At 66.9% G+C, this 25,142-nt stretch carries 21 protein-coding genes; 12 read left to right on the top strand and 9 right to left on the bottom strand.

The features are described from left to right. Positions 1 to 19 precede the first annotated feature (19 nt). Complete coding sequence (locus L0966_RS02690; RefSeq protein ID WP_234050297.1) at positions 20 to 823, top strand: YdcF family protein; 804 nt, start codon at positions 20 to 22, stop codon at positions 821 to 823. Between the two features lie 22 nt (positions 824 to 845). On the opposite strand, the gene L0966_RS02695 is transcribed toward L0966_RS02690, so the two are convergent. Next, positions 846 to 1,154 (bottom strand): DUF3253 domain-containing protein, encoded by a 309-nt coding sequence (locus L0966_RS02695; RefSeq protein WP_234050298.1) that lies wholly within the window; start codon positions 1,152 to 1,154, stop codon positions 846 to 848. 587 nt (positions 1,155 to 1,741) lie between these two features. Here L0966_RS02695 and L0966_RS02700 point away from each other — a divergent pair. Together L0966_RS02700 and L0966_RS02705 are read left to right on the top strand one after the other, a co-directional pair. Next, on the top strand, positions 1,742 to 2,689 hold the full coding sequence (locus tag L0966_RS02700; protein ID WP_234050299.1) for a hypothetical protein: 948 nt from the start codon (positions 1,742 to 1,744) through the stop codon (positions 2,687 to 2,689). A gap of 58 nt (positions 2,690 to 2,747) precedes the next feature. Then, the gene (locus L0966_RS02705; protein ID WP_234050809.1) at positions 2,748 to 3,188 is read left to right on the top strand and encodes a DUF1489 family protein; all 441 of its coding nucleotides are present in this window, start codon (positions 2,748 to 2,750) and stop codon (positions 3,186 to 3,188) included. Positions 3,189 to 3,263: 75 nt separating this feature from the next. On the opposite strand, the gene L0966_RS02710 is transcribed toward L0966_RS02705, so the two are convergent. Both L0966_RS02710 and thiD read right to left on the bottom strand, forming a co-directional pair. After that, positions 3,264 to 3,878 carry a helix-turn-helix domain-containing protein gene (locus tag L0966_RS02710; protein ID WP_234050300.1) on the bottom strand — a complete coding sequence of 205 codons (615 nt, stop codon included), beginning with the start codon at positions 3,876 to 3,878 and terminating at the stop codon, positions 3,264 to 3,266. Positions 3,879 to 3,958: 80 nt separating this feature from the next. Beyond that, a complete protein-coding gene (thiD, locus tag L0966_RS02715; protein WP_234050301.1) occupies positions 3,959 to 4,774 on the bottom strand; it encodes a bifunctional hydroxymethylpyrimidine kinase/phosphomethylpyrimidine kinase in 816 nt (271 codons plus the stop codon). Between the two features lie 331 nt (positions 4,775 to 5,105). Here thiD and L0966_RS02720 point away from each other — a divergent pair, with 331 nt between their 5' ends. Further along, positions 5,106 to 5,342: an Lrp/AsnC ligand binding domain-containing protein gene (locus L0966_RS02720; protein ID WP_234050302.1), complete on the top strand. Its 237-nt coding sequence runs from the start codon at positions 5,106 to 5,108 to the stop codon at positions 5,340 to 5,342. 120 nt (positions 5,343 to 5,462) lie between these two features. Further along, the gene (locus L0966_RS02725) at positions 5,463 to 7,544 is read left to right on the top strand and encodes an acyltransferase family protein (protein WP_234050303.1); all 2,082 of its coding nucleotides are present in this window, start codon (positions 5,463 to 5,465) and stop codon (positions 7,542 to 7,544) included. Between the two features lie 96 nt (positions 7,545 to 7,640). On the opposite strand, the gene L0966_RS02730 is transcribed toward L0966_RS02725, so the two are convergent. The 5 genes from L0966_RS02730 to L0966_RS02750 form a co-directional block, all read right to left on the bottom strand. Then, positions 7,641 to 7,952, bottom strand: a complete 312-nt coding sequence (locus L0966_RS02730) for an SCP2 sterol-binding domain-containing protein (RefSeq protein WP_234050304.1) — start codon at positions 7,950 to 7,952, stop codon at positions 7,641 to 7,643. A 92-nt stretch (positions 7,953 to 8,044) separates the two neighbouring features. After that, positions 8,045 to 9,835, bottom strand: a complete 1,791-nt coding sequence (locus tag L0966_RS02735) for an acyl-CoA dehydrogenase C-terminal domain-containing protein (protein WP_234050305.1) — start codon at positions 9,833 to 9,835, stop codon at positions 8,045 to 8,047. Between the two features lie 193 nt (positions 9,836 to 10,028). Beyond that, positions 10,029 to 12,374, bottom strand: a complete 2,346-nt coding sequence (locus tag L0966_RS02740; protein ID WP_234050306.1) for a 3-hydroxyacyl-CoA dehydrogenase/enoyl-CoA hydratase family protein — start codon at positions 12,372 to 12,374, stop codon at positions 10,029 to 10,031. Between the two features lie 11 nt (positions 12,375 to 12,385). Beyond that, positions 12,386 to 13,531, bottom strand: a complete 1,146-nt coding sequence (locus L0966_RS02745) for a thiolase family protein (RefSeq protein WP_234050307.1) — start codon at positions 13,529 to 13,531, stop codon at positions 12,386 to 12,388. Between the two features lie 169 nt (positions 13,532 to 13,700). Next, entirely contained in the window at positions 13,701 to 14,138 is a 438-nt protein-coding gene (locus tag L0966_RS02750; protein WP_234050308.1) for a MerR family DNA-binding transcriptional regulator, read from the bottom strand. A gap of 485 nt (positions 14,139 to 14,623) precedes the next feature. On the opposite strand from L0966_RS02750, the gene L0966_RS02755 reads away from it, so the two are divergent. The 3 genes from L0966_RS02755 to L0966_RS02765 all read left to right on the top strand — a co-directional run bounded on the left by L0966_RS02755 (position 14,624) and on the right by L0966_RS02765 (position 18,915). Further along, positions 14,624 to 15,949: an OmpP1/FadL family transporter gene (locus L0966_RS02755; protein ID WP_234050309.1), complete on the top strand. Its 1,326-nt coding sequence runs from the start codon at positions 14,624 to 14,626 to the stop codon at positions 15,947 to 15,949. Between the two features lie 158 nt (positions 15,950 to 16,107). Next, positions 16,108 to 17,757 carry a long-chain fatty acid--CoA ligase gene (locus L0966_RS02760; RefSeq protein WP_234050310.1) on the top strand — a complete coding sequence of 550 codons (1,650 nt, stop codon included), beginning with the start codon at positions 16,108 to 16,110 and terminating at the stop codon, positions 17,755 to 17,757. 174 nt (positions 17,758 to 17,931) lie between these two features. Further along, the gene (locus tag L0966_RS02765) at positions 17,932 to 18,915 is read left to right on the top strand and encodes an AEC family transporter (RefSeq protein WP_234050311.1); all 984 of its coding nucleotides are present in this window, start codon (positions 17,932 to 17,934) and stop codon (positions 18,913 to 18,915) included. A 44-nt stretch (positions 18,916 to 18,959) separates the two neighbouring features. On the opposite strand, the gene L0966_RS02770 is transcribed toward L0966_RS02765, so the two are convergent. Beyond that, the gene (locus tag L0966_RS02770; protein WP_234050312.1) at positions 18,960 to 20,174 is read right to left on the bottom strand and encodes a UbiH/UbiF family hydroxylase; all 1,215 of its coding nucleotides are present in this window, start codon (positions 20,172 to 20,174) and stop codon (positions 18,960 to 18,962) included. 335 nt (positions 20,175 to 20,509) lie between these two features. Here L0966_RS02770 and L0966_RS02775 point away from each other — a divergent pair, with 335 nt between their 5' ends. The 4 genes from L0966_RS02775 (at position 20,510) to acpS (ending at position 25,123) form a co-directional block, all read left to right on the top strand. Next, positions 20,510 to 21,484, top strand: coding sequence for a quinone oxidoreductase (locus L0966_RS02775; RefSeq protein WP_234050313.1), 975 nt, complete (start codon positions 20,510 to 20,512; stop codon positions 21,482 to 21,484). Between the two features lie 223 nt (positions 21,485 to 21,707). Further along, on the top strand, positions 21,708 to 23,921 hold the full coding sequence (locus tag L0966_RS02780; RefSeq protein WP_234050314.1) for a bifunctional (p)ppGpp synthetase/guanosine-3',5'-bis(diphosphate) 3'-pyrophosphohydrolase: 2,214 nt from the start codon (positions 21,708 to 21,710) through the stop codon (positions 23,919 to 23,921). A gap of 27 nt (positions 23,922 to 23,948) precedes the next feature. Then, positions 23,949 to 24,722, top strand: a complete 774-nt coding sequence (locus L0966_RS02785; RefSeq protein ID WP_234050315.1) for a pyridoxine 5'-phosphate synthase — start codon at positions 23,949 to 23,951, stop codon at positions 24,720 to 24,722. Further along, the gene (acpS, locus tag L0966_RS02790; RefSeq protein WP_234050810.1) at positions 24,722 to 25,123 is read left to right on the top strand and encodes a holo-ACP synthase; all 402 of its coding nucleotides are present in this window, start codon (positions 24,722 to 24,724) and stop codon (positions 25,121 to 25,123) included. Before L0966_RS02785 ends, acpS begins: the two co-directional genes overlap by 1 nt. Positions 25,124 to 25,142: the final 19 nt, after the last annotated feature.

Here is a 25,142-nt window from a genome sequence, read left to right on the forward strand (position 1 = left end):
CGCTGAAAGGGGCGGGCGCATGGATTCGTTCTTCACTGTGTCGAAGATGGCGTGGTTTGTGGCCGCGCCCTCCAATGCGCTGGTGATCCTTCTGGTTGTGGCGGTCCTGGCGCTGCTTCTCGGCCTGCGCCGCGCGGGCTGGGGCCTGCTGCTGGCGAGCGTTGCCGGGCTTTTGGTGTTCGGCTTCTCACCGGTGGCGAACCACATTCTCTCCCCGCTGGAGGAGCGTTTTCCGCAGTTCCACGACGATGGAAAGCCCATTACCGGAATTCTGCTTTTGGGTGGCGCGGAATTGCCGGAGATCGGTCTCGCGCGCGGCCAGCCGGCATTTTCCGAGGCCGGTGAGCGGGTGCTGGCCTTTGCGGATCTGGCGCGGCGCTTTCCGCAGGCGCGGCTCGCCTTCATCGGTGGCAGCGGCGCCTTGATGCCGGAGGGGGAGGGGCGGGAAGCGGAGATGATGCGCCGCAGCCTTGGCGTTCTGGGCATCGACCCCGCCCGCGTGGAGTTTGAGGAGAAGTCCCGCAACACGGCTGAGAATGCCGCCTTCGCCAAGTCGCTGTTGAAGCCGCAGCCCGGCGAGCGGTGGCTGCTGGTAACCAGCGCATTCCACATGCCGCGCGCCATGGGGTGCTTTCGCGCGGTGGACTTTCCCGTGGAGGCCTATCCGGTGGATTTCCGCACCGTGGGGCCGAACGCGCTGAACGCGCCATTCTCCCGCGCCGCCAGCGGCCTTGATTTCACCGACGTGGGCGCCAAGGAGTGGGTGGGTCTTGTCGCATACTATCTCGGCGGCAAGACGCACACCCTGTTTCCCGGGCCTTAAGCCGTCGCTTCCCGGCTCAAGCTCAATCGTTGCGGGGCAGGCCCAGGCGGTAGACGCCGCGCAGCTCCGCCGGATCGATCACCTTGCCCTTGCGATAGATGAGCAGGCGGCCCGCCAGCGCCAGCGCCACGGCGCTGCGCCGCACCTGGGGCAGGGCCCTTTGCCAGTGCTCGCCGGGGGCGATGGCAAGGGCCACATCGGCCGGCGCAAGGGTGCGATCCGGGCCGCAACCGGCCGCCAGATCGAGGATGGTGCGCTCAACAGCCTCTGGGTCGAAACCCCGCGGAGCGCGGGATTCGTCGGATGTCGGGGGGGACGAGTCGCGAGTCATGGCCTCTTGGTAGGGGAAAAACAAAAAAAAAGAAGGCCCCCGCTCGACGGGGCCCCGCAGCTGCGCAGCGGCGAAAATGTCCGTTGAAACATAATGTTACTCGCTGCGTCGCGGCATTGTGGCGATTTCGGGGTGATTGCGGTGGCATTGCGGCATGGCGAGAGGCGACGCGTCACCTCTTGTTTCAAGGTTGAGAAAATCCTAAAGCCCATGACATCGCGGTGACTTCTCCGGCTGGAGAGGGCACCGAAAACAGGGATCTCATCAGACCAATCATGCACCTGTCTGGAACTCGCTCCTGCTGGGGTACGGCGCGCGTGGCGCTGACCGCGTTTCTCTTGGGTGTTACCGTCGTCTATCTCTTCGGTGGGTTTGAGCCTGCCGTTGCGCTCGCGAACTGACGCGCGCTTTCCCGGCGACGGATCCCCGCGCCAGGGTACCGTAACGGTGCCCGGCGCATCTCATCCGTTTTGTTTTCTTGTCGCATCGGTGGTTCTTCCCGCGTTGCCCTGAAGCGACATGCGGGCCATGATGGAGACGCCTCCTGCCCTTGAGGCCAGAAGGAGGCGGAGCCGGAGGCCGACGCGATGAACGCCCTCACCCTTGCCGCTGGTGGCGCCGGCTCCGTGCCGGGCTGGCTGGTGCTGGGGGCCGCCCTGGCGGTGGCGGTCGCGGTGTTCGTTTTGCTGCTGCGTTCCGACAGCCTGCGCGTGCCCGTACTGGTGTTGGGCCTGATCGGCCTGCTCGTCGTGGCCTATGCGCTCATTCTCCTTTACGAACGAAAGCTGGACGAACAGGCCCTGCAGGCCGAAGAGCAGGGCATTTCCGCGCGCGCGACCGCGCTTGACGGCGCTCTGGCGGCCAGCGGCCTGGCCTGCATCGATGCCCTGGCCGAGATGGCCGCGAGCTGCGAGGAGGTGGTGTTCGCCCGCCCGCAGAGTGTGGCGGCGGCCCGCGCCCTGGTGCGCGCGCGCCTGATGCTGCTGAAGGATGGCGAGGACCTGTTGCGGCGGGCGCCCTCGGCGGATCTGGCAGCCCTGCTGGAAACCTGGCGCCAGCCTTTGGCCCGCGACCCGTTCGGCCTTGTGGCCGTGGTGCTGCGAGAGGATTTCTCCTGCCCCGACGATCAGTGCATGCCAGCACGGATGCTCGGCGAGGGCTCGCAGGCCGCGGCCAATGTGAGCGGCCGCCGGTTCGAAACGCTTTACGCCGCTCATCAGGCGAAGTGGACCGCGCCCACGTCCGCCACACCGGTGGAAAGCATGCCCCGGACGACCCCGGCCGCCGAGCCGTCCCCGCCAGCGCGCGAAGCTCCATCGACACCGGAACCAGCCGCGCCACCGGTCGCGACCGAGAGTGTCGACGCGCCACATGCCGCCCCTGCGGAGCCCCCAGCGCCGACCGCAGCGGCGCCGCTTCCGCCCGCCCGGCCCGCGATTCCCTCCGTCACGCGCGTTCAGCCCGCCGTGCCACGGCCCACACCTCGGCCCGCGAATACCGCGCCTGAGCCCATCGTGCCCGATCCGCCCCAATGAAGGGGCAGCCCTGCGCGTCGAGGCCCCGGAGCGGGCGGCGATGGGCTATAAGCGTGCCATGCCTCTTCATCTCATCAAGCTGTGTGTTGGCGCCACGTCCATCGAGGACCTGCGAAACTGGATCGCCGACCGGCGGGCGGACGCCGCGCGCGCGGGCGTGCCCTTCGAGCAGGTGCACGTGACGCGCATGGTGCCCACGCGGGTCGACGAACTGCGGGATGGCGGCTCGCTCTATTGGGTCATTCGGGGCGACGTGGCCGCCCGCCAGCGCCTGCTCGACGTGCGGCCGTTCATGGATGTGGACGGCGTGCGCCGCTGCGCGCTGGTGCTCGATGAGGAGGTCGTTCCGGTGCGCCCGCGGCCAGCCCGGCCGTTCCAGGGCTGGCGCTACCTGAAGGACAACGAGGCGCCACGGGACCTCGCCTCCGTGGATGGCGACGGCGCCATGGCCATGCCGGAGGACATGCGGCGCGAGCTGCAGCAGCTCGGCCTGCTGTAGGGCGTGACCGAGCCAAGCGTCATCCGCCTTGCCGGAAGGCGTATGGCGCACTCAGGACCGCGCCCGTTCGCCGCCTCAGTCCAGAACGGCGGCCTTCAGCAGGCAGACCATGAAGGCGTGCGCCGGCACTGTCCCGCGATTGCGGATGATGTGGCGGCGGTCGCAGCGATACCGCACGGTCTCGCCCTCCTTCACGCTCTCCACCACCCCGCCCACATCCACTTCCAACGCCCCGGACATAACGGTGAGACATTCGATGGAACCGCGCTGGTGCCCATCGGAATCCAGCTCGCCTCCAGGTTCGGCGTGGAAATCGTAATATTGCAGCCACTCCACGGTCTTGATCCAGCCGATGATGGAGAGCCGGCACAGCCCGTCCTCGGACAAGAGAATGGGGGTGTCCGCCCGCGTCAGCTTCTCGACGATGGGGGTCTCGTCCGAGGAGGCGAGCACCCGCTCCACCGACATGTCGAGCGCCTGTGAAAGGCGCCAGACCGTGGCCAGGGTGGGATTCGTTTCGTTGCGCTCAATCTGGCTGATGATGGACTTGGCCACGCCGGACTGTTCCGCCAAATCGGAGAGCGAGAGATTGTAGGCCTTGCGCAGCCTCTGGATGGTCTTGCCCAGCTGGCCGGTAATCGCCTGCGCGCCCGATTCGAGGGGGGAGGCCCCCCGCTCCTTCACTGCCATGGCGTGAAATCCTTTCATCCGAACGCACGTTCGCTGTTCCGGACGATACCGTGGATTCCGCGCCTGACAAAGAGGCCTGCTCAATCGGGCCAGAGGGCGAAGAAGTGGTGCACCGGACCATGGCCGGAGCCTATCTGCAGGCGGTCGGCCGCGGCGATGGCGCCAGTGATGTAGGTCTTCGCCGCCCCCACGGCTGCGGCAAGATCATCCCCCAGGGCCAGCCGCGCGGCGATGGCCGACGACAGGGTGCAGCCGGTGCCGTGGGTGTTTCGCGTGTGATGGCGCGGAGAGGTGAAGCGGGCCATGTGCGCGGCCGTCACCAGCAGATCCACGCTTTCCGCGCCGCTGGCATGGCCACCCTTCATGAGCACCGCCTTCGCGCCCAGGGCCATCAGGCGCTCGGCCTGTTCGTGCATCTGCGCTTCGCTCTCGGCGGCAGCAGTGCCGAGCAGGGCCGCGGCTTCGGGCAGGTTGGGGGTGATGAGGTCGGCGCGGGGCAGAAGCTCCTGGATCAGGCTCTCAACCGCATCGTCCCCAAGCAGCTTCGCGCCCGACGCGGCGACCATCACGGGATCCAGCACCACCGGGTGGGCATGATGACGATCGAGCCCGGCGGCCACGGCCCTGATGGTGCCGGGACGCGAGAGCATTCCGATCTTCACCGCCTTCACCGCAAGGTCGCTGAACACGGCATCCATCTGCGCGCCGATGAAATCGTCAGGCACATCATGAATGCCGGTGACGCCACGGGTGTTCTGCGCGGTGAGGGCGGTGATGACGCTGGCCCCGTAAACGCCGAGGGCCGAGAACGTCTTGAGATCCGCCTGGATGCCGGCCCCGCCGCTGGAATCGGACCCGGCAATGGTGAGGGCGATGGGCGGCGCGCGATGGGACAAGGCAACCTCACAAAGCGGGATGAGCGGGACCAGCAGGCGCTGAAGCCGGCCTGGAGCGTTCCGGGGCGAAGGCGACAGGTTCGCATGCGGAAAACCCATCTGCGCAACAAGCTAGAGCATCGCGGCGATTCCGTGAAACGGGCAGATGGCTGGCGCATTCCGGGGGCGCAGCGAAACCGGGCATGATGCGGTCGCGGCCTCGGCGCCACCCTTGCGCCAGGCCCCGGTTTTGTCCACCTTGGCGCCTTCGGCGGGGCGGCGGCGCTGCCCGGCTAGAAGGAATGAGGGGCTCGCCTTCGGGCGGGCTCCGTGTTCTTGAGCGGAGTGCACCGTGATCCCGTTTTTTGTGCAGATCAAATGTCAGCTCGGCAAGTCCTATGAGGTGGCCGACGCCATTGCGGATGCCGAGATCGCATCCGAGATCTATTCCACGGCCGGAGACTTCGATCTCCTCGTCAAGTTCTACGTGGAGCCGGGCACCGATATCGGGCAGTTCGTGAACCAGAAGGTGCAGGTCATTCCCGGGATCAAGGACACATACACCATCATCACCTACAAGGCTTTTTGAGGGGCCAGGGCGCCGGCTGCAACCACGGCCTGCAGCCGGCATTTGCGGCATCTGTTTGGCTGGTCTAATCATCTCTGCGGCGGTACGCGTCCCGAAGGGGGCGCGCACGATCAGGGGGCGATGATGAGTCTGGCCTACAGGCCCGACATCGATGGGTTGCGGGCCATCGCTGTCGGGAGCGTCGTGTTGTTCCATGGAGGCTTTTCGCCGTTCCGCGGCGGCTTCGTGGGCGTCGATGTTTTCTTCGTCATCTCCGGTTTTCTGATCACGTCGATCATGGTGGGCGACATTGAGCGTGGTCGCTTTTCCCTCATCGACTTTTATGACCGCCGCATCCGCAGAATCCTGCCGGCGCTCTTTGTTGTGCTGCTCGCCACGGTGGTGCTTTCGGTCTTCATCCTGCTGCCGAAGCAGATGAGCGACCTGGGCGAGTCGCTCATTCCGTCGGTTCTCTTCTTCGCCAATGTTTATTTCATGCACCAGCAGTCCTACTTTGCGCCTGCTGCTGAAGCCCTGCCGCTGCTGCATCTTTGGTCGCTGGCGGTGGAAGAGCAATTCTACATCATCTTTCCGCTCGTGCTGTTCGCCCTGATGCGCATCGGCGGTCGACGCCTGGCGGTTGGTGGGCTGCTCCTTGTCGCCCTCGGCTCTCTGGTGCTCGCCCAGATGGAGCTGCAGGAGGCGCCGCGCCGCGCCTTTTTCCTGCTGTCATCGCGGGCCTGGGAGCTGCTTGCGGGCTCGCTCCTGGCGCTGGCGCCGCTGCCGGCCCTGCGGACCCGGATCGCAATGGGCCTGGGGCTCGTCGGGCTGGCGGCGCTGCTGCTGCCGATCTTCGCCTACACCCGCGACACGCCCTTTCCCGGCGTGGCCGCGCTGCCGCCGGTTCTCGGCGCGGTGCTGCTCATCTATTCCGGCCGTCATGCTCCTGCTGGGCCGGTCGCACGGCTGTTGAGCCATTCGGGCATGGTTTATGTCGGGCGGATTTCCTATTCGCTGTATCTTTGGCATTGGCCGCTGCTGGCGCTGGCCTATGCCTATCGGGACCGTCGGCCGACAGCGATCCTGGCGCTTGTCCTCATCTCAGCGGCTGTGGTCCTGGCCGCCCTGTCATTGCGTTACGTGGAAATGCCCGCCCGCCGGGCCAACTGGTTCAAGGGGCTGCGCGTCGCCCACTTCGGGGCGGCCGCCGTCGGTATCCTGCTCTTCATTGGCTGCGCGCAGTTCCTGACCAACAGGGAAGGGTTCCTCTGGCCCATTTCCCCCTTGGGCAAAATTGCCGACGCCGCCATGCGCGTGTCCATGTTCAAGGACGTCTGCGTTCCAAGCGCTGACTTCGGAACGGGGTCGGATGGGTGCACGATCTCGCCCCCGGGGGCGGAGGGCACCTATGACGTACTCGTGTGGGGAGATTCCCACGCTTCCGCCAGCTTCTCCGGCTTCTCCGCTCTCCTGGCGCGCGAAGGCGTTGGTACGCGGCTGCTGGCGCTGCGCGGGTGCCCGCCCCTGATCGGCATCTCGACCCCGCGCGAGACCAAATGGGGCACCGACTGCGCGATCTTCAACACGGCGGTGATCGAAGAGATCGAGAAACACCCACCGAAGCTCGTGGTGCTGGTGGGCCGCTGGGCGCTGTGGACGACCTATGCCGCGCCGACCCTGGCCTTGACCATGCCGGACCTGCCGGAAGCCCGCCTGCCGACGGGCGACGGCAGCCGCGCCGCGTTCCCCGTGGCGTTGCGGCGCACGGTGGAGGCGATCCGCAGGGCGGGTTCCAATGTGCTCCTGGTGGCGCAGGCGCCGGAATTCCCCATCGGTCCGGCGGCCTGCACCGTGCGTGCCGAGCATTTCGGGGGCGACTCCTCCCATTGCCTGGTGGAAGGGCTTGATGTGGTGACGAGGATCAGCGGCGCCAACACCGCGGAGCTGCAGAAGGTGGCGCGGGAGGTGCCGGGCACCGAGGTGGTGGAGCTGGCCGGCCTGTTCTGCGATGAAAAGAGCTGTCACGCCGCCGATGACGCGCATTTCTTCTTCAGCGACAGCAACCACCTGTCCCGCAGCGGGGCCGGCCGCATCATGCAGAGCCCCATCATTCGCGAGACCATCCTGGCCTTGCTGGGCCGGGACGCCCGCGTGGCGCCGGCGACAGACCCGGCGCCGGAACAGGAAAAGGCGGCTTCGGCCGTGAGAGGTGCCGAGAATTGAGCCCTTTCCGCCGGCGCGTTGCGCCGGCGGAAAGGATGGGTGGGGGTTGCTCCGCTTTTTGCGGCCGGAGCGTGCCGGTTTCGCGCCGGCGGGTGATCACTCGTCGCCGAGCAGGCTCGCCAGCTTCAGCGCAACGCCGCGCGAGCCTTCCACCTTCAGCCGTCCCGTCGAGAAGGCCAGCATGGCGCCGAGGCGCCCGGCCACCAGCTTGTCCAGGGTATCGGACGACAGCTTCAGAACCGCGTCGGCCTCGCCGGTGCCCTCCTCAAGGGAGACGGCGCCGCCGGTGGCGTCGAGCAGCAGGGATTCGTTCTTGTCGGTCAGGTCGAAGCGCACCTTGTAGCCCAGCTCTGCGAGGGCGTCGGCGCGCTCGCGCATGGATTCGATGAGGGCGGAAACGTCTGCCATGGCGGTCACCTCACAAAAAAGCCGCCCCGGCGGGATCGGGGCGGAGGAGTGTGGAAGGATCGGCAATGGCCGGCCGCAGCCGGCCACCGGTTTCAGAACATGGCTTCCTCAAGCCCCATCGTCGCGGCCTTGCCGGCCTTGATGGAGCCCCACAGGGCCGCCACTTCGGGAAGCAGCTTCTCCATGTAGAAGCGCGCCGTGGCGATCTTGGCATCATAGAAGGCGGCATCGCCATTGGCGGTCGGCCGCTTCTCAAACGCCACTTCCGCCATCCGCGCCCACATGTATCCCAGGGCCACCAGGCCGAAGAGGCGCAGATATTCGGTGGCCGCGGCGCCGGCCTCCTCCGGATCCTTCAGGCCCTTTTCGGCGATGTGGGCCGTGGCGAGCTGGAGCGCGCCGAAGGCCTTGCCCAGCGGGCCGACGAGGGGCGCCAGATTGTCGTCGTCCATCTTGGCGTCGATGAAGGCGAGCACCGGGTGGAAGAAGGAGCGCAGATAGCGCCCCATATGCGCCGGCAGCTTGCGGCCGACGAGGTCGAGGGCCTGAACGCCGTTGGTGCCCTCATAGATCATGGCGATGCGCGCATCGCGCACATACTGCTCCATGCCATGGTCGCGGATATAGCCGTGCCCGCCATAGACCTGCATGCCCATGGAGGCTGTGGCGAAGCCCATATCCGTGAACAGCGCCTTCACGATGGGCGTCATCAGCGCCGTGAAATCCTCGGCGCGGCGGCGCTCCTCCGGGTCGGTGGCGTGCTCCATGATGTCGAGCGTGCGCGCCACCCAGCCGCCCAGCGCCCGGCAGCCTTCATTGTAGGCCCGCATGGTCATGAGGGTGCGGCGCACGTCCGGGTGCACGATGATGGGGTCGGCCGGCTTGTCGGGATGCTTCGCGCCGGTGAGGGAGCGACCCTGCAGGCGCTCCTTGGCATAGACCACGGCGGCCTGATAGGCGGCCTCGCCCAGGCCGAGGCCCTGGGTGCCCACCGACAGGCGCTCCGAGTTCATCATGGAGAACATGGCGCGCATGCCCTTGTGGGGCTCGCCCACCAGCCAGCCTGTGGCCTCCTCGAAAGACATCTGGCAGGTGGACGAGCCATGAATGCCCATCTTGTGCTCGATGCCGGTGCACAGGACGCCGTTGCGCGGGCCCAAGGTGCCATCTTCCTTGGGCAGGAATTTCGGCACCAGGAACAAGGAAATGCCCTTGATGCCCTTGGGCGCGTCCGGCAGGCGCGCGAGCACAAGGTGGATGATGTTCTCGGTCAGGTCCTGCTCGCCGGCGGAGATGAAGATCTTGTTGCCGGTGATCTTGTAGCTGCCATCCGCCTGCGGCACCGCCTTGGTGCGCACGAGGCCGAGATCAGTGCCGCATTGGGGCTCGGTGAGGCACATGGAGCCGGACCAGGTGCCCGCCACCATGTTCGGCAAAAAGCGGTCCTTCAGCTCATCGGAGGCGTGATGGATCAGCGCTTCATAGGCGCCGTGGGTGAGGCCCGGGCAGATGCCGAAGGCAAGGTTGCCCGAGCACAGCATCTCCTCCACCAGCTTGTTCACCGAGGCCGGCAGGCCCTGGCCGCCATATTTCGGATCGCAGGCGATGCCGTTCCAGCCACCTTCGATGAAGGTGGCGTAGGCTTCCTTGAAGCCCTTGGGGGTGCGGACCACACCATTCTCATAGGTGCAGCCTTCCAGGTCCGCGCTCTGGTTCAGGGGCGCGAGCACTTCGGTGACGAGCTTGGCGGCTTCGTCCAGCACAGCGTCGATGAGGTCGGGGGTGACCTCTTCCAGTCCATCGAGGTTTTGCAGCTCGTCGCTGCCGTGCAGCTCGTGCAGCACGAAGCGCATGTCGCGGAGCGGCGGGGTATAGACCTGCATGGCGTTTGGCTCCCGATCGTTCTTAGGGTGTGCGGCGCGTTGAATGGCTTGGCGCGCCGAACCTTCTCCCGCTTGCGGGAGAGGGCAGGGTGGGGGCATCGTGCCCGCGCCACCCTTATGTTCCTGTTGCGGAAAGGGGTTCCCTCTCCCCAGCCCTCCCCCGCGAGCGGGAGAGGGAGTTTGGCGGCGGGCTTCAGTTCCGCAGTGGCTTGCCGGTTTCGAGGATGTGCTCGATGCGGTCCAGGGTGGCGTTGGTGCGGATGAGCTTCATGAAGCCCTCCCGCTCCAGTTCCAGCAGGCGGGCCGTGCTCACCGGCTCGATATGGTCGGCATCGCCGCCCGTGAGCACCTCGGCCAAGGTGGACGACACCACCTGGTCGTGCCGGGTGGCAAGGCCGCGCTTGGCGAAGCCTTCCACCGCCATTTCCATGGCCACCTTGCCGGACGGGCCGGGCAGAGTGAGCTCGATGGGCTTGGGCGGCACATAGCCTTCCACCAGTGCCAGCGCGCGGGCCTTGGCATCGGCCAGGAGGCGATCGCGGTTCATGGTGATGCCGTCGCTTTCGCGCAGGAACTTCAGTTCCTTTGCCTCGGCGGCGGACTTTGCCACCGTCGCCGTGGACACCGTCTCGAACACCTTGGAGGGCGCGGGCATGGGCCCCTTGGGGAAGGTCTTGTCGCTCTGCCAGCGCTCCAGCATGGCGGTGCAGCCGCCCCAGGCGGGCAGCACGCCCACGCCGCATTCCACAAGCCCGATATAGCTTTCTGCATGGGCCTGCACCGCATCGGCATGCAGCAGGATCTCGCACCCGCCGCCCAGCGCCAGCCCCGAGGGGGCCGCCACCACGGGGAAGGGGGCGTATTTCATGTCCTGGTAGGCCTTCTGGCCGGTGGCGACCAGCTTTTCCACCTCGCCGAAAGCGCCGATATTGCAGGCGAACAGGGCAAGGCCCAGATTGGCGCCCACGGAGAAGTTCGAGCCCTCATTATAGATAACGAGAGCCTTGTACTTCTCCTTCACCAGCTTCAAGGCCTTTGAGAGCAAGGTGATGATCCCCTCATCGAGGGAATTGCTCTTGGAGGTGAACTCCAGGCACACCACGCCGTCGCCGATATCCCACAGAGAGGCGGAGCCATTCTTGAGAAGGGGCTGCGACTTCAGCTTGATGTCGGAGAGCAGCAGCACGCCTTCGGGCCGCACGATGTCGCGATAGGCGCCATCGGTGCCGAGATATTGGCGCGCACCGTTCTCCACACGATAAAAGGGCCGCTCCGACGCCAGCTTCAGGAGAGCCGGAACCTCCACGCCATCGGCCGCCAGCATCTCGACGAGACGGGCAGCACCGATCTTGTCGATCAGCTCGAAGGGGCCAAGTTTCCAATTGTAGCCGAGGCGCATGGCGTCATCGACCGCCACGATATCGTCGGCGGCTTCCGGCACCAGGCGCGCGGCATAGGCCAAAGTGCGGGCCATCACGGCGCGGGCATAGCGCCCCGCCGGGCCGGGGGCGGACATGAGAGCGGCGAGATCCTTGCCGCCGCCATCCTCCAGCTCCGGCACCTGCGCCTTCACCTGCGCGCGGTATTCTCCCGAGGCCAGGTCGATGGCTTCCTTCAGCTTCTGCCCGTTTTCGCGATTGAGACGATAGAAGCCGCCCTTGCCCTTGCGGCCCGTATAGCCGGTCTCGATCATCTTCGAGATCAGAGGCTCGTCGCGCAACGTGGCGTGGAAGGGGTCGGAGGCCGGCAGCGCCCGCTTCAGCGAGCCCTGGACGTGGGGCATGAGATCGAGCCCCACCAAGTCGATCAGGCCGAACACGCCGGTCTTGGGGAAGCCGAAGGGCCGCCCCATCACCGCATCCGCCTCTTCCACCTTGAGGCCGAGGGCGAACGCCTCGCCCACCGCGAGCTGCAGCCAATAGGTGCCGAGGCGGTTGGCGATGAAGCCGGGCGTGTCCTTGCAGGTCACCACCGTCTTGCCGAGCTTCACATCCGCGAAGCGCGCGACCGCCGCCACCGTCTCGGGGTTCGTCTGCGGTCCGGCCACGATCTCCAACAGGCGCATGTAGCGCGGGGGATTGAAGAAGTGGGTGATGAGGAAGTCGCGCTGGAAGCTCTCCGGCAGGCCTGCCGTGAGATCACCCAGCGGGATGGTGGAGGTGTTGGACGACACCGCCGAGCCGGGCCGGCGCGCGGCCTCGATCTTCGCATAGAGCGCCTGCTTGATGTCGAGCCGCTCGATGACGGCCTCGACGATCCAGTCGCATGTGGAAAGATCGGCGAGATTGTCCTCGATATTGCCGGGGGTGACGAGCTTGGCCGCCCGCTTGGACATGAAGGCGGCGGGGTCCGCCTTCAGCAGCTTGTCGATGGCCTTTTGCGCGACCATGTTGCGGTCGGCCGCGCCCTCGGGAACGATGTCGAGCAGCAGCACCTCGATGCCCGCATTGGCCACATGGGCCGCGATGCCCGCGCCCATGACGCCGGCGCCGATGACGGCGACCTTCTTGATTTCAAACGACGGTGTGGTCGTGTTCATGCGCGCCTCCCTCAGACGCGCTCGAGGATGGTGGCGATGCCCTGGCCGCCGCCGATGCACTGGGTGGCGAGGGCATATTTGCCGCCCTCGCGCTTCAAGAGCGCGGCCGCCTTGCCCACGATGCGCGCGCCGGTGGCGCCCAGCGGGTGGCCGAGCGCGATGGCGCCGCCATCCAGGTTCAGCGTCTCATCCGCAATGCCCAGCTCCCGCTGGCAGGCGATAGCCTGGGAGGCGAACGCCTCGTTGAGCTCGACCACATTGATGTCGGAGATGGTGATGCCGGCCCGCGTCAGCGCTTTGCGGGTGGCGGCCACCGGGCCGATGCCCATGATCTCCGGCGCGCAGCCGGCGACCGCCACGCTCTTCAGGCGAGCGAGCGGCTCAAGACCGTTCTTCTCCGCATAGCTCTCCGAGCACACCAGCACCGCGGACGCGCCATCGGTGAGGGGAGAGGAGGTGCCGGCGGTGACGGTGCCGTTCTCGTCAAAGGCGGGCTTCAGGCCGGCGAGGGCTTCGAGCGTCGCATCGCGGCGGATGCAGCCGTCAGTGTCCACGGTCTTGTTGACCTTGCCGTTCACATGAACGGGCACGATCTCGGCCTTGAAGTGGCCGGCGGCCTCGGCGCGGGTGGCCTTTTCCTGGCTCTTCAGGGCGAAGGCATCCTGATCGGCGCGGGTGATCTGCCACTTGTTGGCGACGTTCTCGGCGGTCTCGCCCATGCCCATGTAGGCGGAGGGCATCCTGGCGTAGAGCGCCGGATTCGGCATGGGGTTGAAGCCGGTCATGGGCACGCGGCTCATGCTTTCGATGCCGGCGCAGATGAAGGCGTCGCCAGCGCCGAGCTGGATCTGCCCGGCGGCCATGTGCACCGACTGCATGGACGAACCGCAGAAGCGGTTCACCGTCGTGCCGGCCACGGACTGTGGCAGGCCGGCGATCATGCCGATGAGGCGGGCGATGTTGAAGCCCTGCTCGGCCTCGGGGAAGGCGCAGCCAACGATCAGGTCTTCAATGTCTTCCACCTTCACCTTGGTGCGGGCGATAAGCTCAGCCACCACCTGGGCGGCGAGGTCATCCGGCCGCAGGCGCGCAAGGTCGCCTTTCTTGGCCAGCGTGAAGGGCGAGCGGGCATAGCCCGCAATCACGACGTTCTGCATGAGCGCTCCTGCCTGATAGATATTGCCCGCATGAGGCGACGCCGCGGGTCTGTTCTTGGTTCCGCCAATTCCGGCTTTCACACGGCCCGGCATGGCGCAGGCCGCTTGAACCCATTGGGCCCGCGTGCATTTTCCGCGCGGGCCGGAGACTGTCTCGCCGCAACCGGGCTCAGCCGGCGGCCTTGCTCTCGCCGCTGGACGTGGCGAGGCCGGCGAGGGTCTGTTCCTGAATTTCCTTGAGCTCGACGATGGTTTCCTCCAGCGCCAGGCGCTGGTCCTCCAGCATCTCCAGCCGGGTCTCCACCTTCTTCAGCAGCATGCGCATCTGCTCGGACTGGGTGGGGTCCATGTCGTAAAGGTCGAGATAGTCCTTGATGTCGCGCAGCGAAAAGCCCAGCCGCTTGCCGCGCAGGATCAGCACCATCCGGGCCCGGTCGCGCTTGGTGTAGACGCGCATGGTGCCCGCCCGGCGGGGCGTGATGAGGCCCTTGTCCTCATAGAAGCGAATGGTGCGCGGCGTGACGGCAAGGTCGCGCGCCAGCTCGGTCACCGTGAAGAAGGTGTCCGTCAAACCGGCACCGGTGTTGCGTTTGCCTGTCGCTGCCACAAGTTCACCTATACGTCACCTAGTCGCCCTGACGATACATGCTTTGACCTTCGGCGCAAGTCCCCTGCTTGGGGTTTTCGGTGCTGCAAAGCAGCAATGGCCGCGCGTGCCGTGTGGCGAAGGGTTTTCAGCACCAGTGGGAAAACGCAAGCGGCGGCAGCTCTTCAAACAAGCGGCGGCAGCTCTTCAAATGCGCCGCGCGCAGTGGCAAAAATCTATCATGGTATTGATTTATTCTGACAGGAAACCGGACTTCTGGAGCATTCCATCGTGCTGTTCCTGCAACGCATGGGTATATTTTTAGTGGTGAGGGCCGGAAGGCGACAATCCCAGTTGACGCAGCTGTGCGTTTAGGCATGCTGGATGACGTATAGGGCACCATAAAAACCTATAGTGCGCCGCAGCGCGCCGTGCCCCAGGAAACGCCACATCGAAAGCGCCACCGGGAAACGCCGACCCGGGGGAGCGCCGAGCAAGGGGGACCCATGTCCAGATCCACCGCCATGGTCAGTCGTGCCGGGAGCGTCGCGCTGCCTCTTTTCGCCACCCTGCTGGCCACCGGGGCCGCACAGGCGGGCGGCTTCGGGCTTCGCGAGCAGAGCGCCTATTTCCAGGGCTCGGCTTTCGCCGGCACTGCCGCGGGCGGCGAAGGCCTCGCCTCCATGTTCTGGAATCCGGCCGCGACCAGCTTTTCGCCGGGCCTGAACTTTGAGGGCAACTTCACCTACATCATGCCGCACGCCTCCGTCGACGTGACGCAGGCCCGCGCCCCGATCACCGGCGGCAATCTCGGCAATGTTGGGGTCGGCGACATCATCGATGACGCCCTTCTGCCCACCACCTTCATCACCTACGGCTCGGAAAACTTCGCCATCGGCCTTGGCGTGACGGTGCCCTTCGGCCTGATCTCGGACGCCCCCTGCGACTGGTCCGGCCGCTATTACGGCTGCTACAGCCGCATCTTCGACATGAACGTTCAGGGCACCGTGGCCTACAAGGTCAATGAGTGGCTGACGGTGGGCGCGGGCGTCAGCGTCAATTACATCGATGCGCGGCTGAGCAATGCCGTCTTCGCGGGCCTCACCCCGCCGACCAATAATCTCTATGGCCAGGTGGATGGCGACGATCTCGGCGTTGGTTTCAGCGTCGGCGTGCTGCTCACCCCGTGGGCGGGAACCACCATCGGCGTCGGCTACAAGTCGTCCATGGACCACGACCTGGCGGGCACGCTGGGCGTCTATCTGGTGCAGGCGCAGCTTGCCAGTTACATCGCCAATGCGGGGCTGACGCTGCCGGGGCAGATCACCGCCTCCCTGCGCTCGCAGGTGGCACCGCAATGGACGGTGCTCGGCACCGTGGAGTGGACGGACTGGTCCACCATGACCGATCTGGTGGTGCGCACGCCTACCAGCGTCGCCAGCGTCCTCGACCTGCAGTGGAAGGATGGCTGGTTCTTCTCCGGCGGCGTCGAATATCAGTGGGATCCCAAGCTCGCTCTGCGCGCGGGCATCGGCTACGAGCTGACGCCGGTTCCTGACGAGACGCGCTCGCCGCGGCTGCCCGACACCAACCGCCTGTGGCTCTCGGCCGGTTTCACCTATGCGGTGACCCAGCAGCTTTCCATGGACTTCGCCTATAGCCACATCTTCGGGCAGAACAGCCCGATCGAGCAGTATCCCTACGAGGCGGGCAATGCGCTGCGCGGGGTGCTGATTGGCGAGGTGAACGACGGCTACGTGGACATCGTTTCCCTGGGCGTGCGCTACAAGTTTGGCGAGGCGACCCAGCCGGCGGCGTTGATCACCAAGTAGGCCTGCGCCCCCATCTCGGCGCAATCGCGACCGAACCTGATTGCGGGGAGCCCCGGCCAATGCCAGGGCTCCCCCACGGCGAACTGAAAGACATGCGGCAGCCTGGCGCCTGAAGAGCCGGCAAACGGCCTCGGCGCGCTGCCTGCGGGAGAACGCCCATGCTCGAGCGAACCAATAGCGCTCCCATCGTCCCCAAACCCGTCCCCGATCTGCTGGATGCCAGCGTCGCCGAACACGGCAGCCAGCCTGCGCTGAACTTTTTCGGCCGGCAATGGACCTATGCCCAACTCGGCGCGCTGGTGGATAAGGTTGCCACCGGCCTTCAGGCCGAAGGCGTGGGGCCGGGAACCAAGGTGGGCCTCTGCCTGCCCAACACGCCCTATTCGGTCATCTTCTTCTTTGCCGTCATGAAGGCCGGCGGCACGGTCGTGAACTTCAGCCCGCTCTATGTGGAGCGCGAGCTGCGCCACCAGATCCGCGATTCGGGAACCACAATCATGGTGGTGCCGGATGTGAAGCTGATTCACTCCCGCATCGTCGCCGTGGCCCATGAAGCCGGTCTGCGGCGCATCATCGTGTGCCCCATGGCGGGGGTGCTGCCCTGGATCAAGGGCATGTTGTTCACCCTCTTCAAGCGCAGCGAGCAGGCCGAATACCAGCTCACCGACGGTCTGCACATGCCCTTCAGCGCCCTTGTGGGACATGGGGACCGGCCGCAGCCGGTGGTCATCGATCCGCTCAAGGACATTGCGGTGCTGCAATATACGGGCGGCACCACCGGCGTCCCCAAGGGCGCCATGCTCACCCATGCCAACATCTCGGCCAATGCCCAGCAGGTGATGATTCATGCTGAGTGCCGGCGCATCGGGGTGAAGCGCGTGCTGGGGGTGCTGCCCCTGTTCCATGTGTTCGCCATGCAGACGGTGATGGTGATTCCCATCTGCCTGGGTGCCGAAATCCTCCTGGTGCCGCGCTTCAACCTCGCGGATGTGCTCGACGTGATCGAGCAGGCCAAGCCCACGATGTTTCCCGGCGTCCCCACCATCTTCGCGGCGATCAACGGCTTTCCGGCCATCGAGAAGCGCGATCTGTCGTCCCTCACTTTGTGCATTTCCGGCGGCGCGCCGCTGCCGGGGGAGGTGCGCCACCGCTTCGAGGGGCTGACGGGCTGCAAGCTGGTGGAAGGCTATGGCCTCAGCGAAACCTCGCCCGTGCTCACCGCCAACCCGCCTTTGGGGCTGGTGAAGGACGGCTCCGTGGGCACCGCCCTGCCTGAGACGGTGATCGAGATTCACGACCTGGTGGACCCCAAGCGCCTGTGCGCCGTGGGGGAGAAGGGCGAGGTGTGCGTGCGCGGCCCGCAGGTGATGCGCGGCTATTATAATCGGCCCATGGAGACCCTCGATACCTTCCTCGACGGCGCCTTGCGCACCGGCGACGTGGGCTATCTGGACGAGGACGGCTACCTGTTCCTGGTGGATCGCATCAAGGACGTCATCCTGTGCGGCGGTTACAATGTCTATCCGCGGGTGATCGAGGAGGCGCTCTATCTGCACCCGGCGGTGTCGGAGGCGGTCGCGATCGCCGTTCCCGATGCCTATCGCGGCCAGGCGCCCAAGGCCTTCGTGACCCTGCGGGAGGGGATGAACGCCACGCCCGAGGAACTGCTCTCCTTCCTGTCCGCCCAGATCTCCAAGATCGAGATGCCCAAGGCGGTGGAGATTCGCGAAAGCCTGCCGAAGAGCATGGTGGGCAAGCTCTCCAAGAAAGAGCTGATCGAGGAGGAGCGGAACCGGGCGGCCTCCTGAAACAGCCGCTTGTCAGGCGGTCGCTTGGTCTTTAGTCGGAGACGGGTGGTCCGTTCCGGCCGGGTGCGAAACCGGGCCGGGGCCGCCGCCTGATCTCCATCCGCCTGCTGAAGGGAGGGGAGGGCGCCCGCCCTCGTCGCGTCCCGACCGCGGCCCTGCGCCCAGAATTCGTTCATGAGCGATCTCGTCGGCCTCGTCTTTCCCTTCTTTGGCCTCATCTTCCTTGGCTATTTCTGCGGAAAGCTGGTGAAACTGCCGGAAGCCGGGCTCGCCTGGCTCACCTTTTTCATCATCTACATCGCGCTGCCGGCCCTCTTCTATCGAATCGTCGCGCAGACGCCATTCGAGGAGCTGGCCAACCCCGCCTTCATCCTGGCTGTGGTGGCCTCCACGGCGACGGCCTCGGCCATCGCCCTCGGCGTCGGGCTGTGGTTCCGACGCGGGAATGTGGGGGAGGCCGCCATTGCCACCACGGTCGGGGCCTATGCCAATGTGGGCTATATGGGCCCCGGCCTCAGCATCGCGGCGCTGGGGCAGGGGGCGGCGACGCCGGCGGCCCTCATCTTCGCCTGCGATAGCCTGCTGTTCTTCACGCTGGTGCCGTTGCTGATGGCGACGCGTGGGCGTGGCGAGAGCCTGGGCGCCACCTTCGCCCTCATCGCGCGGCGCGTGCTCACCCATCCCTTCAATATCGCGACCCTGCTGGGCGTGCTGGCGGCGGCGTTCCATTTCCAGGAGCCAGAAGCCCTGTCGCGGCTGCTGGATGCGCTGAAGAACGCGGCGGCGCCCTGTGCCCTCTTCACCCTGGGGGTGACGGTGGCCCTGCGGCCGCTGCGTCGCCTGCCCGTGGAGCTGGCGCCGCTGCTGGGGCTGAAGCTGGTGGGCCAGCCGGCCATCGCCCTGCTGTCCCTCTCGGTGGTGGGCGTGTTCGCCCAGTCCTGGTCGCAGAGCTGGCCGCCCGCCTGGGCCCAGACGCTGCTGCTGATGGCGGCGCTGCCGCCGGCGCTCAACTGCTTCGTGCTGGCGCGGCAGTACCATACCTATATGGAGGAGGCGTCCACGGCCGTGCTGGTGGGCACCGTGCTCTCGGTGTTCAGCGTCACCGCCATGCTGTTCCTGCTGAAGGCGCAGATCATCCCCCTCGATCTTCTCCACTGAACGGAGGGGACCGAGGGGCGATTCGCGAGGGCGGCCGATTCGCCTCAGGCCGCCCGGCTGCCGACACCCAGGCGCATCACGGTGCGCCGCAGCGGGCCCACCCGGTCGAGCAGATAGAGGCCGAAGCCCCGCATGCCCTGGATCGGAACGAAGTCCGACAGCAGCGAGCGATTGAGCACGTCCACCGCGCGCATGCGCCCCTCAATGTCGCTGCGCCGCGCGCGGGCGTAGCGCTCCAGCAGCTCGGGGCCGCCCACGTCGCGGCCGCTGGCGGCGGCCTCGCTCACCAGGGACACCAGCTCCGCCACGTCGCGAAGGCCGAGATTCAGGCCCTGCGCGCCGATGGGCGGCATGATGTGGGCGGCTTCCGCGATCAGCGCGATGCGTGGGGCGGTGAGCTTTTCCGCCGTCTCGGCCGAAAGCGGGAAGGCGCCGCGGCCCGGCTCCACCTCGAATCGGCCGAGGATGGAGGAGGCCCGGGCCTCCAGCTCGCGCGAGAGTGCCTCGTCAGAAAGGCCGAGCAGGCGCAGGGCCTCGCGCTCGCTCACCACGCACACGATGCTGGAGCGCTCGCCGGGCAGGGGCACGAGGGTGAAGGGACCGCTCTCGGTGTGGAATTCGGTGGAAATTTCCTCGTGCGGGCGGGTGTGGCGCACGATGGCCGTGAAGGCCACCTGCGGATAAGCCCGCGTGACAGTGCCGATTCCCGCCGACGCGCGCACGGTGGAGCCGCGCCCATCGGCGCCGACCACCAATCGGGCGCGCAGCACCGTGCCATCGGCCAGCTCCAGGCGGGCCGCCTCGTCACCCACGGTGACGGCGGTGAGGCTGGTGCGCGCGATGTGGAGCCGCGGCTGCGCCAGCGCCGCTTCCATGAGCGTGAGGCGCAGCGGGTCATTTTCGACATTGTAGCCGAAGGCGTCGAGCCCGATCTCCGCCGAGCGGAAGGTGACCTCCGGCGCGCGGAACAGGCGTCGCGTCGCGTCGGCGATGCGCATGTCGCGCAGCGGAGTCGCCTTGGGCGCCAGCACCTCCCAGAGGCCGAGGCTTTCGAGGATGCGCACCGAACCGTCGAGCAGCGCCGTGGTGCGATGGTCCACGCCCCGGTCCGGCCCGGTGACGAGGGCGGTGGAGACGCCCCGCGCCGCGAGCCCCAGGGCCATGACGAGCCCGGCCGGCCCGCCGCCCACCACGACCACGTCGTGCAGATCGTCCGCATGGTGCGGCGCGCTCAGGCTCTCCGAGGCTTGCGTCGTCATGATCTCCTCCACCTTAGGGCGCCTTCGGGCGACGGACGGCACTGCCGGCCCGCGCATGGAAAACGCGTCAACTCGATACCCGGAGCGCGGTCCCGATTCCATGAGATGGGGCAAAGCTCCGGCCCCGCGCGCACCTTCGGTTCGCGCTCCGAACCTAGCTCAGGAGGAGCCATCCGGGGGCGCGGTCTGTTGACCCATCATAGCCGAAGCGCGCGCGTGTTCATGTGAAGCCTCGCACGGGCCCGCGCCAGATTGTGGACGGCCCTTGCGGGCGGCGCGCCGGCCCCTATGATCCCGGCCGGGGAATGCTCGCGATTGGGAAAAGGGGAGGCGTCATGGTCCACGCGGTTCAGGTGCATCACACGGGCGGGCCGGACGTGCTGACCTACGAGGAAGTCACCGTGCCGCCGCCGGGCCCGGGCGAGGTGCAGATCCGCCAGACGGCCATCGGCCTCAACTTCATCGACGTTTATTTCCGCAGCGGCCTCTACAAGGCCCCCACCATGCCCTTCGTGCCGGGGAATGAGGGCGCGGGTGTCGTCATGGCCGTGGGGCCGGACGTGTCCGGTTTCCACGAAGGCGACCGGGTGGCCTATGCCATGAGCCTCGGCGGCTATAGCGAGGTGCGCAACGTTTCCGCCGCGCTGCTGGTGCACCTGCCGGCTTCCATCGACGACCGAACCGCCGCCGCCATGATGCTGAAGGGCATGACGGCCCAGTATCTCGCGCGCCGCACCCATCCGGTGAAGCCCGGCGACGTCATCCTGGTGCAGGCCGCGGCCGGCGGCGTGGGCCTCATCCTGTGCCAGTGGGCGAAGCACCTGGGCGCCACGGTCATCGGCACCGTAGGCTCGAAGGAAAAGGCGGAGCTGGCGCGCACCCATGGCTGCGACCACGTCATCCTCTATCGGGAGGAGGATTTCGTTCACAAGGTGAAGGAGATCACCGGCGGCAAGATGTGCGACGTGGTCTATGACGGCGTCGGGCAGGCGACCTACCCGGCCTCCCTCGATTGCCTGAAGCCGCTGGGCCTATGGGTGAGCTTCGGCAATGCCTCCGGCGCCATCAAGAATTTCGACCTGCTGCTGTTGTCGCAGAAGGGCTCCCTGTTCGCCACCCGCCCCACGCTTGCCACCTTCGTCGCCAAGCGCAGCGACCTGCTGGCGACGGTGAACGACCTGTTCGAGGTGGTGCTCGATGGCGCGGTGAAGATCCCCGTGCACCAGACCTACGCCCTGAAGGACGTGCAGAAGGCCCACAAGGACCTCGAATCGCGCAAGACCACCGGCTCCACCCTGCTGCTGCCCTGACGGCAGCAGGCCCGCGGGGCCCCAGCCCTGAACTATTCGCATGCAAGCGATGCGGCGCGGCGGGAGCGGCGTGCGCGCGCCCTGCATTTTCGCCGAAAAGAAGCAGAACCAACACCTTGCGCAAGTCCCGCTTCCGTCCGATATGTACCTCACTCATAAGGAAGGGGTGGCCCGCGTTCCGCCGGAATCTGCCCTGCCCGTGCTGCGACGGACCGTTCCGGCCATGATGCGCCAATACGAACTCGTCGAGCGCGTTCGACGGTATAATCCCAACACCGACGAGGCGCTGCTCGATCGCGCCTATGTTTACGCCATGAAGGCGCACGGCAGTCAGCTGCGTGCGTCGGGCGATCCTTATTTCTCCCATCCGCTGGAAGTCGCGGCCATCCTGACGGACCTGAAGCTGGACGACGCCACCATCGTGGCGGCGCTGCTTCACGACACCATCGAGGACACCGACGCCACAAAGGCCGAGATCGAGCGCCTGTTCGGGCCGCAGATCGCGACGCTGGTGGAGGGGCTCACCAAGATCAAGAAACTGGACCTCGTGTCCAAGCAGGCCAAGCAGGCGGAAAACCTGCGCAAGCTGCTGCTGGCCATCGCCGACGATGTGCGGGTGCTGCTGGTGAAGCTGGCGGACCGGCTGCACAACATGCGCACCCTGAAGTGGGTGCCGCCGGAAAAGCGCGACCGCGTGGCCCAGGAGACCCTGGACATCTACGCACCCCTGGCCGCCCGCATGGGTATGCAGGACATGCGCGAGGAGCTGGAGGACCTCTCCTTCCGCCAGCTGTCCCCGGAGGCGTACGAGAGCATCACCACCCGGGTTTCCGAGCTGCGGCAGCACAATGGGCCGCTGGTGCAGGAGATCGAGCGCGATCTGCGCGAGGCGCTGGAGCAGCGCGGCATCCAGGCCGAGGTGAAGGGGCGCGAGAAGCGGCCCTTTTCCATCTGGGGCAAGATGGAGCGCAAGGCCATCGGTTTCGAGCAGCTCTCGGACCTCTACGGATTCCGCGTGATCGTGGGGAGCCTGGAGGACTGCTATCGCGCGCTCGGTGTGGTGCACACCCGGTGGGCCATCGTGCCCGGGCGCTTCAAGGACTACATCTCCACCCCCAAGCCGAACGATTACCGCTCGCTGCACACCACGGTGGTGGGGCCGCGCCGCCAGCGCGTGGAACTTCAGATCCGCACGCAGGACATGGACGAAATCGCCGAATACGGCATCGCGGCCCACGCCCTGTACAAGGATCCCTCGGGCGCGCCGGGCGTAATGCTCTCCAGCGAGACGCGGGCCTATGCCTGGCTGCGCAAGACCATCGAGAACCTCTCGCAGGGCCTCTCGCCCGAGGAGTTCCTGGAGCACACCAAGCTCGAGCTGTTCCACGACCAGGTCTTCTGCTTCACCCCCAAGGGCCGGCTGATCGCCCTGCCGCGCCGGGCGACCCCCATCGATTTCGCCTATGCCGTGCACACCGATGTCGGCAACACGGCGGTGGGCTGCAAGATCAACGGTTCCGTGGCGCCTCTGGTGTCGGAGCTGAAGAACGGCGACGAGGTGGAAATCATCACCTCCAAGGCGCAGACGCCGCCGGGGGCCTGGGAAACCATCGCCGTGACGGGCAAGGCGCGGGCGGCGGTGCGGCGGGCAACGCGCGCGGCCGTGCGCGCACAATATTCGGGGCTGGGCCGCAAGATCGCGGAGCGGGCCTTTGCCAAGGCCGGCAAGTCCTTTTCTGAGGAGGTTATCGGCCGCGCGGTGCCGCGCCTGGCGCGGACGGCGGCAGAGGATGTGTTCGCGGCCGTGGGCCGGGGCGAGATCAAGACGGAGGATCTCATCCGCGCCGCCTATCCCGAATGGGTGCCGCCGCGCCCGGAGGACCGCGCCAATGGCGGCACCTCCACCGCCGAAGGGTGGTTCGAGCTGAAGCGCGGGCACAATCTCAAGTTCAAGATCCCGGAAGGCGCATCGCAGGAGCGGCTCGACGCCATCCCCATTCGCGGTATCACTGGCGAGCTGCCGGTGCGCTTCGCCCCCAATGGCGGGGCCGTGCCGGGGGACCGGATCGTCGGCATTCTCACGCCCGGAGAAGGGATCACCATCTATCCCATCCAGTCCCAGTCCCTGCAAAGCTTCGAGGACGCGCCCGAGCGCTGGCTCGACGTGCGCTGGGACGTGGATGAGCTCTCCGATGGCCGCTTTCCCGCGCGCATCGTCGTGACGGCGCGCAACGAGCCGGGCTCGCTGGCCCAGGTGGCGAGCTCCATCGGCGACCGGGGCGGTAATATCGAGGGCCTGCAGATGCGCTCGCGCTCGGCCGACTTCACGGAGATGGTGATCGATATCGAGGTGTTCGACCTGCGCCATCTCAACGGCATCATCTCGGACCTGAAGGCCCGCGACGTGGTATCCAGCGTCGAGCGCGTGAACGACTGATACGGCCTCTCTTCAAGGAGCACAGCCATGGAACGGGCAACGCCGGTGCGGCTTGGGGTGAACGTGGATCATGTGGCGACCCTGCGCAACGCGCGCGGCGGCGCGCTGCCGGATCCCGTGCGCGCGGCGCTTCTGGCCAAGGCGGCCGGGGCCGACGGCATCACCGCCCATCTGCGCGAGGATCGCCGCCACATCCGCGATGCCGACATGGAGCGGCTGAAGGCGGAGGTGGACCTGCCGCTGAATTTCGAGATGGCCTGTACCGAGGAGATGGTGGCCATAGCCACCCGCATCGGCCCGCACGCCTGCTGCCTGGTTCCGGAAAAGCGCCAGGAGCGCACCACGGAGGGTGGGCTCGACGCCGCCGGCCAGGAAAAGGAGCTGCGCCCGCGCATCGCCGCGCTGAAGGAGGCGGGCATTCGCGTGTCGCTCTTCATCGCCGCCGAGCCGGCCCAGATCGCCGCCGCGCGGGCGCTGGAAGCGGATATCGTGGAGCTGCACACCGGCGCCTGGTGCGACGCCATCGCGGAAGGCCGCTTTTCGGAAGCGGAGTCCGAGTTTGCGCGCCTGACCATCGGCGCGCGGGAGGCCGAGACGCTGGGGCTTGAGGTCCATGGCGGCCATGGGCTCGATTTCGCCACCGCCGAGCGCCTCGCAGCGCTGCCAGAGATCATGGAGCTGAACATCGGCCACTTCCTGGTGGGCGAGGCGGTGTTCGTGGGCCTTCGGGCCGCTATTGGCAGCATGAAGGAAGCCATTGCCCGCGGCCGGGCCCGCGCCGGTACCGGAGCGGCGGCATGATGATCCTCGGCATCGGCTCCGACTTCACGGACGCCCGCCGCATCGCCAAGTCCATCGAGCGCTATGGCGAACGCTTCCTGGAGCGGGTCTTCACCCCGGTGGAACGCGCCAAGGCCGACGCCCGCAAGCTGCGCGCGGAGACCTATGCCAAGCGCTTCGCCGCCAAGGAAGCCTGCTCCAAGGCCCTGGGCACGGGCCTCAGCCAGGGCGTGTTCTGGCGCGACATGGGCGTGGTGAACCTGCCCACCGGCCAGCCCACCCTGGAGCTGACCGGCGGCGCCGCCCGCCGTCTCGCGGCCATGGTGCCGGAGGGGTTCGAGCCGCGCATCCACCTCACCCTGACGGACGAGGGGCCCCTTTCGGCCGCCTACGTCATCATCTCGGCGGTGCCGCGCGGCTAAGGCCGAAAGGCGGGAAACG

The sequence above is a fragment of the Xanthobacter sp. NM-59 genome (genome assembly GCF_021401125.1).
In the GTDB taxonomy this organism is placed as follows: Bacteria; Pseudomonadota; Alphaproteobacteria; order Rhizobiales; family Xanthobacteraceae; genus Xanthobacter.

Bases quoted from the DNA above. Each gene is read 5' to 3' on its own strand.
- L0966_RS02690 (WP_234050297.1), top strand. From the start codon at position 20: ATGGATTCGTTCTTCACTGTGTCGAAGATGGCGTGGTTTGTGGCCGCG.
- L0966_RS02695 (WP_234050298.1), bottom strand. From the start codon at position 1,154: ATGACTCGCGACTCGTCCCCCCCGACATCCGACGAATCCCGCGCTCCG.
- L0966_RS02700 (WP_234050299.1), top strand. From the start codon at position 1,742: ATGAACGCCCTCACCCTTGCCGCTGGTGGCGCCGGCTCCGTGCCGGGC.
- L0966_RS02705 (WP_234050809.1), top strand. From the start codon at position 2,748: ATGCCTCTTCATCTCATCAAGCTGTGTGTTGGCGCCACGTCCATCGAG.
- L0966_RS02710 (WP_234050300.1), bottom strand. From the start codon at position 3,878: ATGGCAGTGAAGGAGCGGGGGGCCTCCCCCCTCGAATCGGGCGCGCAG.
- L0966_RS02725 (WP_234050303.1), top strand. From the start codon at position 5,463: ATGATGAGTCTGGCCTACAGGCCCGACATCGATGGGTTGCGGGCCATC.
- L0966_RS02730 (WP_234050304.1), bottom strand. From the start codon at position 7,952: ATGGCAGACGTTTCCGCCCTCATCGAATCCATGCGCGAGCGCGCCGAC.
- L0966_RS02735 (WP_234050305.1), bottom strand. From the start codon at position 9,835: ATGCAGGTCTATACCCCGCCGCTCCGCGACATGCGCTTCGTGCTGCAC.
- L0966_RS02740 (WP_234050306.1), bottom strand. From the start codon at position 12,374: ATGAACACGACCACACCGTCGTTTGAAATCAAGAAGGTCGCCGTCATC.
- L0966_RS02745 (WP_234050307.1), bottom strand. From the start codon at position 13,531: ATGCAGAACGTCGTGATTGCGGGCTATGCCCGCTCGCCCTTCACGCTG.
- L0966_RS02755 (WP_234050309.1), top strand. From the start codon at position 14,624: ATGTCCAGATCCACCGCCATGGTCAGTCGTGCCGGGAGCGTCGCGCTG.
- L0966_RS02760 (WP_234050310.1), top strand. From the start codon at position 16,108: ATGCTCGAGCGAACCAATAGCGCTCCCATCGTCCCCAAACCCGTCCCC.
- L0966_RS02765 (WP_234050311.1), top strand. From the start codon at position 17,932: ATGAGCGATCTCGTCGGCCTCGTCTTTCCCTTCTTTGGCCTCATCTTC.
- L0966_RS02770 (WP_234050312.1), bottom strand. From the start codon at position 20,174: ATGACGACGCAAGCCTCGGAGAGCCTGAGCGCGCCGCACCATGCGGAC.
- L0966_RS02775 (WP_234050313.1), top strand. From the start codon at position 20,510: ATGGTCCACGCGGTTCAGGTGCATCACACGGGCGGGCCGGACGTGCTG.
- L0966_RS02780 (WP_234050314.1), top strand. From the start codon at position 21,708: ATGATGCGCCAATACGAACTCGTCGAGCGCGTTCGACGGTATAATCCC.
- L0966_RS02785 (WP_234050315.1), top strand. From the start codon at position 23,949: ATGGAACGGGCAACGCCGGTGCGGCTTGGGGTGAACGTGGATCATGTG.
- acpS (WP_234050810.1), top strand. From the start codon at position 24,722: ATGATCCTCGGCATCGGCTCCGACTTCACGGACGCCCGCCGCATCGCC.